Genomic DNA, 11,885 nt, shown 5'->3' with positions numbered 1-11,885 from the left:
ACTTCGTCAGGTGCGTGAATCCTTTTTGCCTCTGTCTCGGGCCGTGAGACGTCAGCGGCGGGCGAGGTACAGGTTCAGCGCCTTGTAGAGCAGCCGGTTGAGCGGGTAGTCCCATTCGCCGAGGTACTCCACGGCCTCGCCGCCGGTGCCCACCTTGAAGCGGAGCAGGCCCAGCAGGTGGCTGGACTCCTCCAGGGTGTCGGTGATGCCGCGCAGGTCGTAGACGGCGGCGCCCAGTTCGTGCGCGTCGGTCATCATGCGCCACTGCACGGCGCTGCTCGGCTGGACCTCGCGGCGGCGTGCGGTGGAGGCGCCGTAGGAGTACCAGACGTGGTCGCCGACGGTGATCATGGTGGCCGCGGCGAGCACCTCGCCGTCGTGGTAGGCGAGGTAGAGCCGCATGCGGTCGGGGTGTTCGGCGGTGAGCGCGCTCCACATGCGCTGGAAGTACGGCAGCGGGCGGGGGATGAACCGGTCCCGTTCGGCGGTCTCGCAGTACAGCTCGTGGAAGGCCGGCAGATCCCCCAGGTCGCCGCGCACGACCTTCACCCCGGCCTTCTCCGCCTTCTTGATGTTGCGGCGCCACTGCTGGTTCAGGCCGTCGTGGATGTCCTCCAGCGACCGGCCCGCGAACGGCACCTGGAAGACGTACCGGGGCTGTCCCGCGGCGAAGCCGTCCTCGGCGGAGGCCTCGGACCGCCGCCAGCCCATGCGGCGCAGACCGTCCGCGACCTGGCCGGCGCGCGGTTCGTACGACGTCGCCTTCACGTCGCGCAGTCGCCGGGCGGCCGGGTCGGCGATCGCCGCCTTGACCACGTCCGCGCTCCAGCGGCGCACCACGACCGGCGGGCCCATCCGCACGGCGAAGGCGCCGCGCCGTCTCAGATGCGCGAGCATCGGCTCCAGCAGGCGGTCGAGGCCGGGCTCGTGCCAGTCGAGAAGCGGACCCTCGGGCAGGTACGCGAGGTGGCGCGGCAGCCCGGGCACCCGCGGCCCGGGCAGGGGGCGCAGCAACACCAGTCCCGCGCCCACGAGCCGACCGCCGTCGTCGAACCAGCCGAGGCTCTCCGCCTGCCAGTCGGGCTTCACCTCGCCCCAGGAAGGGACCTGGGTGTGGCTGGCGGAGGGGCGGGCCATGACGAACGCCAGGTGCTCGTCACGGGTGATCGGCTGGACACGGACGCTCATGCGGCGGGCTCCTTCGAGCAGCGGCCCTAGGCGGGCGGTGACTGGTCCCGCGAGCCTAGGAGCGGCCCCGTCCCTCCCCCTGCTCAGACACTCGGGTCCGCCCTCCCGTGGCCCGAACGCCTCACGTCCCGTCGTGCCTCAGTCCCCGTCCAGGGCCTCGGCCAGCACCTCCGCCAGGTGCCTGCCCCGCACGCCCGCCAGCTGCTCCAGCTGGGTACGGCAGGAGTAGCCGTCCGCCAGGACCACCGCGCCCTTTGGGGCGTCCCGTACGGACGGCAGGAGCTGCTCCTGCGCGCAGGCGGCGGACACCTCGTAGTGGCCCTTCTCGAAGCCGAAGTTTCCCGCGAGGCCGCAGCAGCCGCCGCTCAGTTCGCCGGTGAGCAGGGCCGCGTCCCGCAGCCGGCGGTCGGCGGCGTCGCCGAGCACCGCGTGCTGGTGGCAGTGGGTCTGCCCGGCCACCGGGCGGTCGACGCGCGGCGGCGTCCAGCCGGGTGCGTGGCGCTCCAGCGTCTCCGCGAAGGTGAGGACCTTCGCGGCGAGCCGGGCCGCGCGCGGGTCGTCGTGCAGCAGTTCGGGGACGTCCGTGCGCAGGGCCGCGGCGCAGCTCGGCTCCAGGACGACGACCGGGGCGTCGGTCTCCAGGACCGGTTCCATCAGGTCGAGCGTGCGGCGCATGACGGCCCGGGCCCGGTCCAGCTGCCCCGTCGACACGTACGTCAGCCCGCAGCAGACCCGGCCCCGGCCGCGCAGCAGGGACAGCGGGTCGAGGGCGACCGTCCTGCCGTCGCCCACCGGTGGCTTCTCCAGACGCAGCGTCGGCGGCAACGCCACCCGCAGCCCGGCCGCCTCCAGCACCCGCACGGCGGCCCGCCCCACGCCCGGCGCGAGGTGCTCGGTGAAGGTGTCGGGCCACAGGACGACGAGCGGCCCCTGCCCCGCACCGCCCGAGCCATGACGAGCAGGCCCACCATCACCGGGCGCACCGTTCGCGCCCGCCGCCGAGCCCTCACCGACAGGCCCCCTGCCGACACCGGGCACCCCCGCCGAGCCCTCACCGACAGGCCCGCTGCCGGCACCGGGCACCCCCGCCGAGCCCTCACCGACAGGCCCCCTGCCGACACCGGGCACCCCCTCCACGACACCGCCCGAACCACCACCGCCGACCGCACCGCCCGCGTCGCCGACCGCACCGCCCGCGTCGCCGACCGCACCGCCCGTGTCGGCGGCCGAACCGCCACCGGCAGGCCCTCCACCACCGACCGGCGCACCACCCACACCATCACCCGAGCCCCCACCCGCAGGCCCGCCGCCACCGCTGACCTCACCCCCCACACCGCCACCACCACCCCCGGCCGCACTCGACTCGGCCCTGCGCCGCTCCCACCACCCGCTGAACGTCCGCGTGGCCAACCGCGGAATGTCCCGCTCGGGCGCGAGACCGCCCAGCCGTTTCGCCGCCCAGGCCAGGGGCGGTACCGCGGACAGCGCGTTGACCAGCCGTGCCGTGTGGGTGCGGGACACCGTGCGCAGCCACACCGGCAACCGTCCCAGGGCGTAGTGCGCGGCGGGCCGGCGGCGGCCGGCGTAGTGCTGGTGCAGGAACTCCGCCTTGTACGTGGCCATGTCGACCCCGACCGGGCAGTCCGAACGGCAGCCCTTGCAGGACAGGCACAGGTCCAGCGCGTCCCGGACCTCCTCCGAGCGCCAGCCGTCCGTCACCACCTCACCGGCGAGCATCTCGTGCAGCAGCCGGGCACGACCGCGTGTGGAGTGCTCCTCCGCGCCCGTCGCCCGGAAGGACGGGCACATGACGCCCGAGCCGGACACCGAGGTCGTACGGCACTTGGCGACGCCCACGCAGCGCCGCACCGCCGCCGAGAAGTCGCCGCCGTCCGAGGGGTAGCCGAAGGCCACGTCGACGGGCTCGCGGGGCAGGACGGAGAAGCGCAGGCCGCTGTCCAGGGGCGCGGGGCGGACGAGCATCCCGGGATTGAGCAGGTCGTCCGGGTCCCACACGCCCTTGACCCGCTCGAAGAGGCCGACCATCTCGGGGCCGTACATCCTCGGCAGCAGCTCCGCCCGCGCCTGCCCGTCGCCGTGCTCCCCGGACAGCGACCCGCCGTGCGCCACCACCAGCTCCGCGAGCTCCTCCGAGAAGCGGCGGAAGCGGGCGACACCGGCCTCGGTGAGGAGGTCGAAGTCGATCCGGACGTGGATGCAGCCGTCCCCGAAGTGCCCGTACGGCGTGCCGCGCAGCCGGTGCGCCGCCATCAGCGCCCGGAAGTCCCGCAGATACGCCCCGAGCCGGGCCGGCGGCACCGCGCAGTCCTCCCAGCCCGGCCACGCCTCGGTCCCGTCGGGCATGCGCGTCGCCGTACCGCTCGCGTCCTCCCGGATCCGCCACAGCGCCCGCTGCCCGGCCGGGTCGGTGACCACGCGCGCGTCCAGGACGTCGGCGGCCCGCACGATCGCCTCCGCACGCGCGCGTGCCTCCCCCGCCGACTCCCCGCCGGTCTCCACGAACAGCCAGGCCCCGCCCCGCGGCAGTTCGGCCGTGGACGGCACCAGGTCCGCCGCCATGCCCTCCACCGTGAGCGGCCCGAAGGGCAGCAGCCCGGCCGCCGCCTCGGCCGCCGCGCTCTCGTCGGCGTAGCCCAGCACGGCCAGCGCACGCGCGCGTGGCGCCTCGACGAGGCCTACGACGGCCTCCGTCAGGACGCCGAGCGTGCCCTCGGAGCCGCAGAAGGAGCGGGCCACGTCGGCGCCGTTCTCCGGCAGCAGGGCGTCCAGCGCGTAACCGGAGATGCGGCGGGGCAGCTCCGGGAAGCCGGTGCGCAGCCGGGCGAGTTCCCCCTCGGCGAGTTCTCGCAGCCCGTCCGGTGCCCCGGCCCAGTTTCGACCGAGCCGCAGCCGCCCGCCCCGCGCGCAGACGACGTCCAGTTCCCGCACGCTGTCCGCGGTGGTCCCCCACGCCACGGAGTGCGAGCCGCACGCGTTGTTGCCGATCATGCCGCCGAGCGTGCAGCGGCTGTGCGTGGACGGGTCGGGCCCGAAGCGCAGCCCGTGCGGGGCGGCGGCCTCCTGGAGCCGGTCCAGCACCAGCCCCGGCTGCACCACGGCCGTCCGCGCCCCGGGGTCCAGGGCGACCAGCCGGTTCATGTGCCGGGTGAAGTCCAGGACGACACCGGTGCCGGTGGCCTGCCCGGCGATGGAGGTGCCTGCGCCGCGGGCGACCACGGGCACGCCTTGCTCCCGGCACACCGCGAGCACCGCCGCGACGTCGTCGGCGTCACGCGGAGCGACCACGCCGACCGGGACCCGCCGGTAGTTGGACGCGTCCATGGTCGTCAGCGCCCGGGACGTGACGTCGAACCCGACCTCGCCCCGGACGACGGCACGCAGCCGTGCTTCGAGATCCGTCATGCGTCCAGGATGCATCCGGTCACTGACGGTGACTCCCCTAGCCCTTGACCGCGGAGCTCGCCACGCCCTCCACGAACCAGCGTTGGAAGAACGCGAAGACGATCAGCACGGGCAGCACCAGCAGCACTCCGAAGGCGAGGATCTGGCCCCAGTCCGGCGGCTGCTGGCCCTGGAAGACGCTCATCTCCAGCGGCAGGGGACGCACGGACGGGTCGGACACCATCAGCACCGGCCACAGGAAGGAGCCCCACTGGATGAGGAAGGTGAGGATCGCGACCGAGGCGAACACCGGCCTGGACATCGGCACGATGATCGCGAAGAAGGTGCGCCAGGGCCCCGCGCCGTCCAGCCGGGCCGCCTCCTCGATGGTCGTCGGGATCTTCTTGAAGAACGTGTGGAACTGGTAGATCGCGAAGGCGTTGGCGACGAACGGCAGCGCCTGGATGAACAGGGTGTTGCGCTGGCCGTTGAACATGTAGAACAGCGGCACCGCCACCGATTCGAACGGGATCAGCATCAGCAGCAGGACGAGGGTGAACACCGCGTTCTGTCCCCGCCACTTCAGCCGCGTCAGCCCGTAGGCCGCCATCGAGTTGACGATCAGCCCGCCCGTCACCACCACGAACGACAGCAGCACGGAGACGCCCATGAACTGCCAGAAGTAGCCGGTGCTGTCGGAGTTCAGGCTGTCGAGGACGGCGGTGTAGTTGTCGAAGGAGAGGTGGGTGGGCAGGAAGCCGGACAGGCCGTTCAGGACCTCGTCGGACGGCTTGAGGCTGCCGAGGAAGAGGTAGAGCGCGGGGAGGGCGAAGACGAACGCCAGGACGCTCAGGACGGTGTAGTCGAGGACGCGGCGCACGGGCGTACGGGTCATGGCCATGGGTGGGTCAGTCCTCGTTGTCGGGCCGGACGACGCGGCGCTGGACGACGGTCAGGGCGACGACGATCAGGAAGAACACCACCGTGACGGCCGAGGCCTGGCCGATGTCGTTCTGGTCGAAGGCCGTGGTGACGGCCTGGTACATCACGGTGCGGGTGGCGTCCTCGTCCAGGCCGCCGCCGCGGATGAGGATGTACACCTGGTCGAAGACCCGGAAGGACAGCACCGAGGTGAGCATCGCGACGAAGACCAGGGTGCCGCGGATGCCGGGCAGGGTGACGTGCCGGAACTGCTGCCAGCGCGAGGCCCGGTCCAGTTCGGAGGCCTCGTAGAGCTCGCCCGGGATCTGCTGGAGGCCGGCGAGCAGGATGACCATCTGGAAGCCGACGCCCTGCCACACCGACAGCACGATGACCGAGCCCATCGCGGTGAGGCCGTCACCGAGCCAGTCGAAGGCGCCCCAGTTCCCGAAACTCACCGTGTCCAGTAGCGAGTTGAGCATGCCCTGCTCGCTGCGGGCGAGGACCAGCCGCCAGATCACGGCGACCAGCGCCATGGGGAAGACCACCGGCATGAAGAAGAAGGACCGGAACACGCCGATCGCCTTCAGCTTGCGGTTGAGAAGGATCGCCAGCGCCAGCGCCAGCCCCGTCTGGAGCGGTACGACGACGACGGCGAAGGTCAGGTTGTTCAGCAGCGCCCGCAGGAACGGGCCGGACAGGTCGGGGTCGGTGAACAGCCGCCGGTAGTGCTCCACTCCGAAGAAGGCGGGCTCCAGCGGCGAGCCGAGGCGGACGTTGTAGAAGGAGAGCACCACGGCATAGCCGAACGGGACGCCGACGAAGGCGATCAGCCCGACGACGGCCGGGGCGGACATCAGCAGCCCGTGCAGCCGGTCACGGTTGCCGCGCGCGGGACGCGGGGGCTTGGCGGGGGCTGCGGACGAGACGGCCTGCGCCCGGTCTGGGCCCGCGGCCTGAGCGGATTCCACGGTTTTCACGGGAGGGGTCCTCTTCCCGGCGGGGCGGGCCCGGCCGGGAACGCGGGCCGCGTCGCAGCGGCACCACGTCACCGACGGCCCGCCCGGGCCGATGCGTCCTGCGGGTTACGGGATCTCGTAGCCGGCGTTGTCGGTGAAGTCCCGGTCGATGGCGCGGGCGGCCTTCCGCAGGGCTTCCTCGGGGTCGGCGCCGCCGTAGATCGAGTTGAGGGCCGTGTTGAACTTGGCGGTGACGGTGGGGTATCCAGCGGTCACCGGGCGGGTGACGGCGACGCAGGAGGAGGCGATGTCGCTGTCGCCGCACGGCTTGGCCAGCTGGTCGGCGAAGAGCTGGAGCGGGCCGCCCTTCTTGTACAGCTCGCTCCCTGCGAGGGCCGACTTGGTGGCGGGCACCGCGCCGTTGGCCTTCGTCATGGCGCCGACGTTGGTGTCGTTCAGCAGGTAGTCCAGGAAGGCGCCGGCGGCCTTGCCGTTCTTGCTGTCGGCGCCGATGCCCCACGCCCACGAGCCCTGGCCGGTCTTGGGGCCGTTGCCGAAGTCCGGCAGCGGCAGCACGGCGAGGTCGTCACCGAGGGCCTCGCTGTAGGCGGGGTAGTTCCAGTGGCCGACCCAGCTCAGCGCCACCTTGCCCTTGGCGAAGGCGTTGCCGTCGGTGTTGGGGTCGACGTAGGGCTTCCAGGACTGGAAGGTCTTCATCGCGGAGACGGTCTTGGGGCTGTCGAGGGCGCCCTCGGCCTTGCCGTCCTTCAGCAGGCCGCCGCCGGCCGACCAGACGATCGGGGAGAAGCCGAAGGTGCCCCACTCGGAGGCCAGGCCGTACTGCTCCGAGATGTCGAGGACCTTGCCGTCGGAGTCCTTGCCCTTCAGCGCCTTGAGGGCCTTGCCGAACTCCTCGGCCGTCCAGGCGTCGTCCACGCTCGTCGGGTACGTCACGCCGGCCGCGTCCAGCAGCTTCTTGTTGGCGTACAGGCCGAGCCCGGCGTCGAACATGCCCAGGCCGTAGTGCTTGCCGTCGATCTCGCCCTGCGCCTTGATCGCGTCGGTGGCGTTGCCGAGGGTCTTGGCGGAGACGTGGCCGTCGACCGGGGCGAGCTTGCTGTTGTAGACGAAGTTCGCCATGGTCGGGCCGTCGAACTCCAGCACGTCCGGCAGTTCGGAGGCGTCGGTGGCGGTGATGGTCTTCGTGTAGTCCTTCTCCGGTATGAGCTTCAGCTCGGCCTTGACGTCGCTCTGCGAGGAGTTGAAGGACTTCACCGCGTTCTGCAGCGCGGTCGCCTCGCTCGCCTGGCCCTGGTGGGCCCAGACGCTGATGGTGCCCTTGCCGCTGCCCTTCTGGGCGGAGGTGTCGCTGCCGCCGCTCCCGCCGCCACAGGCGGCCAGCGCGGCCAGCGGCAGCAGGGCGAGGGCCGTCAGGCCCGTACGACGGAGTCTTCCGTGGCCGGTGATCATGGTGGTGCCTCCGAGCGGGGTGTGCGGTGGGTGCGCGGACGGTGGGGAGGAGAGGGGAGGGGGAGCCGGGGAAGCCCCGCCCCCTAGCGCTGCCGGCCGGTGTGCGGCGGGGCGGTGGTCTCGCGGAGGATGAAGCGGATGGGCATCTCGACGGGGCGCGGCGGCCCGGCGTCCGGCTCGTCGAGCTGCGCGAGCAGCAGCCGGGCCGCCTCCCGGCCCTGCGCCGCGACCGGCTGGGCCACGGTGGTCAGCCCGACCACCTCGGACAGCTCGTGATCGTCGAAGCCGACCACGGACACGTCCTCCGGGACCCGCAGCCGATGCCGGCGCAGGGCGCGCAGGGCGCCCATCGCCATCTCGTCGGACTGGGCGAACACGGCGGTCGGCGGCTGGCGCAGCGCCAGCAGTTCGGTCATGGCCCGCTCACCGCCCTCGACCGTGTAACCGCCGTCCGCCTCCAGGGCGGGGTCGGGCTCGATCCCGGAGTCGGTGAGCACGTCCAGGTAGCCCTGCCGGCGGTCGAGGGGCGTGGTCCAGTGCAGCGGCTCGCTGGCGCCGGAGATCATGCCGATCCGCCGGTGGCCGAGGTTCACCAGGTGCCGTACGGCGCTCTCCGCGCCGCCCCGGTCGTCGATGCCGACCACCGTGAAGCCGGGCCGGGCGCCGCCGACCGTGGTGGCCAGCGGCACGGCCAGGGACCGCAGGGCGGCGGCCTCCTCCGTGTCCGGGATCAGCAGGGACAGCACGGCGTCGACCCGCTTGCGGATCGGCAGCTTGGTGAAGAAGCGCTTGCGGGCCTCGGGTGAGCCGAGGTTGTACAGCAGCACGTCGTAGCCGGCGGCGCTGAAGACCTTCTCGGCGGCGTCCAGCACGGTGCCGAAGAACCATCGGCCGACGTACGGGACGACGACGCCGATGGTGTAGGTGCGTCCGCTGGCCAGGCTGGAGGCCGAGCGCGAGGCGGTGTAGCCCAGGTCGGCGGCGACCGCGACGATCCGGGCCCGCATCCCCTCCGACACACCGGGACGGCCGCGCAGGGCCCGGGACACGGTGGACGCCGAGACCCCGGTGGCCTCGGCGACATCGGTGATGCTGACCGTCACGGGACGCTCCTAGATCGGGTGCACGCCGTGTACTCGGGGTCGTCCGGAACACATCGGCGTGTGAGGGAGTGACGAGACCGTAAACCCGCTCCTGTGGTTGCGCAAGCGTTTGCGTTCGGATTTACTTCGGCTGACTTCCAGAGGAACTCCGCCCAGCAAGATCACAGCGCACACGTTTGAGTGCCGCTGTCGGCAGACAGGACCCGTCCATGCGATACGCGCCCCCCGGCCTCTGCGTGAACGACTTCGACCTCCTGCGCCACGCGGACGGCACCTACACCGCGCTGCACCTCCAGGGCCCGTGGACGGCCGAGTTCGACCACCTGCGCATGGAGACCTCCTACGGCCGGGCCACCTCCACCGACCTGGTCCGCTGGGAACCGCAGGGCACGGCCTTCGGCAACGGCCTGCCGGGCCGCTTCGACCAGCAGGCGGTGTGGACCATGCACGCCTTCCCGCACGGCACCGGCATGGCGATGCTCTACACCGCCGTCTCCGGACTCACCCCGGGCGGCTGGCCCCTGCAGTCGGTCGGCCTGGCGTACTCCGGCCGCACCGACGGCACCGGCTGGCACCGCCACGGCACCGGACCGGTCGTCGAGGCGGACGGGCGCTGGTACCGCACGGGCGAACGCATGGGCTGGCGCGACCCCTTCGTCGTACGCGACGACGAGTCCGACGGCTGGGTCATGCTGGTCTGCGCCGCAGACGCCTCCCTGCCGGTCGAGGTCAGCGGATGCGTCGCCTGGGCGACCTCCGACGACCTGGAGCACTGGACGGTCCACCCCCCGCTCGTCTCCCCCGGCGACGTGGACGAGCTGGAGTGCCCGGTCCTGGAACGCCTCGACGACGGCGGCTGGTTGCTGCTCGGCTCCGTCGGCGCCACCCGGGGCTTCGAGGCGTGGACCGCCCCGCGCCTGCGCGGCCCGTGGACCCGGCGCGGCCCGCTCGGCCCGACGGGCGCGTACGCCCCGCGCGTCGTCACCGCCCCCGACGGCTCCCGCGTCGTGCTGCACACCACCCCGCGCCGCGTCGGCCTGACCGACACCGGTGACCGCTGCCGCGGCATGCTCGCCCAGCCCAAGTCCCTCGTCGTACCGCGGGACGCGGCGCCCCGCCTGGAGTGGTGGCCCGGCCTGGACGCCTGGCTCGGCGAGGAGACGTACGACGACGCCCCCTTGCACGCGGTCGGCGACATCGCCCTCTCGGGACGCACCGACGTCACCTTGCGCACGCATGTCTTTGACGGGGACCGGCCCGCGCTCACGGTCGGCTGCGACGGCAAGCACCTCCGCGTCACCGGCCCCGACGGCACCCCGCTCGGCGAGATCCTCCTGCCGGAACCCGCGGCCGGCTTGCGCATCCTCACCGTCGGGGAGTACGTCGAGGTCTACGCCGACGGCGTCTTCGTCCTCACCACCCTGTGCTACTCCGGCCGCCCCGCACCCTGGACGGCCGCCGCCGAGGACGGGGTCCGGCCCGTCGCCGTGCGCCCCCTCCGGCTGCCGGACCCGCACCGCGACGACGCCTCGGCCGTCTGGCCCGGCCCGGCCCGGCACTGACCCGTCCACCTCCCGTCTCACCCGACGGACGACGTTTCGCCCACGTTTCTGGAAACGGCTACGCTCCCCTGCGTGGCTGAGATCCGGATTCCCTCTGACATCAAGCCCGCGGACGGACGTTTCGGCGCGGGTCCCTCCAAGGTGCGGACGGAGGCGCTGGACGCCCTCGCCGCGACCGGCACCTCTCTCATGGGCACCTCCCACCGCCAGGCTCCCGTCAAGAACCTGGTCGGCCAGGTGCGCGAGGGCATCAGTGAGCTGTTCCAGCTCCCCGACGGCTACGAGGTGATCCTCGGCAACGGCGGCTCGACCGCCTTCTGGGACGTCGCGACGCACGGCCTGATCGAGAACAAGTCGCAGCACCTGAACTTCGGCGAGTTCTCCTCGAAGTTCGCCAAGGCCGCCAAGCTCGCCCCCTGGCTGGCCGAGCCGGACGTCATCGCCTCGGACCCCGGCACCCACCCCGAGGCCGTCGCTCAGGCCGGCGTGGACGTCTACGCGTTCACCCACAACGAGACCTCGACCGGTGTCGCCATGCCGATCAAGCGCGTGGCCGGTGCCGACGAGGGCTCCCTGGTCCTGGTCGACGCCACCTCCGGCGCGGGCGGCCTCCCCGTGGACATCACCGAGACGGACGTCTACTACTTCGCCCCGCAGAAGTCCTTCGCCTCCGACGGCGGCCTGTGGATCGGTGTCTTCTCCCCGGCCGCGATCGAGCGCGCGGAGCGCATCCACGCGTCCGGCCGCCACGTCCCGGAGTTCTTCTCGCTGCCCACGGCGATCGACAACTCCCGCAAGAACCAGACGTACAACACCCCGGCGCTGGCCACCCTCTTCCTGCTGAACCAGCAGCTGGAGTGGATCAACGGCCAGGGCGGCCTGGACTGGTCCGTCCGGCGCACGGCGACCTCCGCCCGCACGCTGTACGGCTGGGCCGAGGACATCAAGTACGCCAACCCGTTCGTCACCGACCCGGCCAAGCGCTCGCAGGTCATCGGCACGATCGACTTCACGGACGAGGTCGACGCCGCCGCCGTCGCCAAGGTGCTGCGCGCCAACGGCATCGTCGACACCGAGCCCTACCGCAAGCTCGGCCGCAACCAGCTGCGCGTCGCGATGTTCCCGGCGATCGACCCGGCGGACATCGAGGCGCTCACGAAGTGCGTCGACTACGTGATCGAGAAGCTCTGATCCTTCTCGCGTACGTGACCGAGGGGCGCCCCGCTCGTGCGGGGCGCCCCTCGTTCGTGCTGGTGGCCTCGCACCACGGCCTGCGCTCG

8 protein-coding genes are annotated in these 11,885 nt (G+C 72.5%); 2 read left to right on the top strand and 6 right to left on the bottom strand.

Going from position 1 to position 11,885, the window contains the following annotated elements:
- Nucleotides 1–51: 51 nt before the first annotated feature.
- The 6 genes from HDC93_RS04310 to HDC93_RS04280 form a co-directional block, all read right to left on the bottom strand.
- Nucleotides 52–1,188, bottom strand: a complete 1,137-nt coding sequence (locus HDC93_RS04310; protein WP_185007321.1) for a peptidoglycan bridge formation glycyltransferase FemA/FemB family protein — start codon at nucleotides 1,186–1,188, stop codon at nucleotides 52–54.
- A gap of 138 nt (nucleotides 1,189–1,326) precedes the next feature.
- On the bottom strand, nucleotides 1,327–4,611 hold the full coding sequence (locus HDC93_RS38125; protein ID WP_260419404.1) for an FAD-binding and (Fe-S)-binding domain-containing protein: 3,285 nt from the start codon (nucleotides 4,609–4,611) through the stop codon (nucleotides 1,327–1,329).
- 37 nt (nucleotides 4,612–4,648) lie between these two features.
- A complete protein-coding gene (locus tag HDC93_RS04295) occupies nucleotides 4,649–5,491 on the bottom strand; it encodes a carbohydrate ABC transporter permease (protein WP_185007319.1) in 843 nt (280 codons plus the stop codon).
- A 7-nt stretch (nucleotides 5,492–5,498) separates the two neighbouring features.
- Complete coding sequence (locus HDC93_RS04290) at nucleotides 5,499–6,491, bottom strand: carbohydrate ABC transporter permease (protein ID WP_185007317.1); 993 nt, start codon at nucleotides 6,489–6,491, stop codon at nucleotides 5,499–5,501.
- Nucleotides 6,492–6,596: 105 nt separating this feature from the next.
- On the bottom strand, nucleotides 6,597–7,940 hold the full coding sequence (locus HDC93_RS04285) for a sugar ABC transporter substrate-binding protein (RefSeq protein WP_185007315.1): 1,344 nt from the start codon (nucleotides 7,938–7,940) through the stop codon (nucleotides 6,597–6,599).
- Nucleotides 7,941–8,023: 83 nt separating this feature from the next.
- Nucleotides 8,024–9,043, bottom strand: coding sequence for a LacI family DNA-binding transcriptional regulator (locus HDC93_RS04280; RefSeq protein WP_185007313.1), 1,020 nt, complete (start codon nucleotides 9,041–9,043; stop codon nucleotides 8,024–8,026).
- Nucleotides 9,044–9,252: 209 nt separating this feature from the next.
- On the opposite strand from HDC93_RS04280, the gene HDC93_RS04275 reads away from it, so the two are divergent.
- Nucleotides 9,253–10,605 (top strand): mucin-1, encoded by a 1,353-nt coding sequence (locus HDC93_RS04275; RefSeq protein ID WP_185007311.1) that lies wholly within the window; start codon nucleotides 9,253–9,255, stop codon nucleotides 10,603–10,605.
- Nucleotides 10,606–10,677: 72 nt separating this feature from the next.
- Nucleotides 10,678–11,796, top strand: coding sequence for a phosphoserine transaminase (gene serC / locus HDC93_RS04270; RefSeq protein WP_185007309.1), 1,119 nt, complete (start codon nucleotides 10,678–10,680; stop codon nucleotides 11,794–11,796).
- Nucleotides 11,797–11,885: the final 89 nt, after the last annotated feature.

It is taken from the genome of Streptomyces sp. AK010 (genome assembly GCF_014207295.1).
GTDB lineage: Bacteria > Actinomycetota > Actinomycetes > Streptomycetales > Streptomycetaceae > Streptomyces > Streptomyces massasporeus.
This window is presented reverse-complemented; position numbering and strand designations above follow the sequence as displayed.

Coding starts and splice junctions, on each gene's coding strand:
- HDC93_RS04275 (WP_185007311.1), top strand. CDS start 9,253: ATGCGATACGCGCCCCCCGGCCTCTGCGTGAACGACTTCGACCTCCTG.
- HDC93_RS04295 (WP_185007319.1), bottom strand. CDS start 5,491: ATGGCCATGACCCGTACGCCCGTGCGCCGCGTCCTCGACTACACCGTC.
- HDC93_RS04310 (WP_185007321.1), bottom strand. CDS start 1,188: ATGAGCGTCCGTGTCCAGCCGATCACCCGTGACGAGCACCTGGCGTTC.
- HDC93_RS04285 (WP_185007315.1), bottom strand. CDS start 7,940: ATGATCACCGGCCACGGAAGACTCCGTCGTACGGGCCTGACGGCCCTC.
- HDC93_RS38125 (WP_260419404.1), bottom strand. CDS start 4,611: ATGACGGATCTCGAAGCACGGCTGCGTGCCGTCGTCCGGGGCGAGGTC.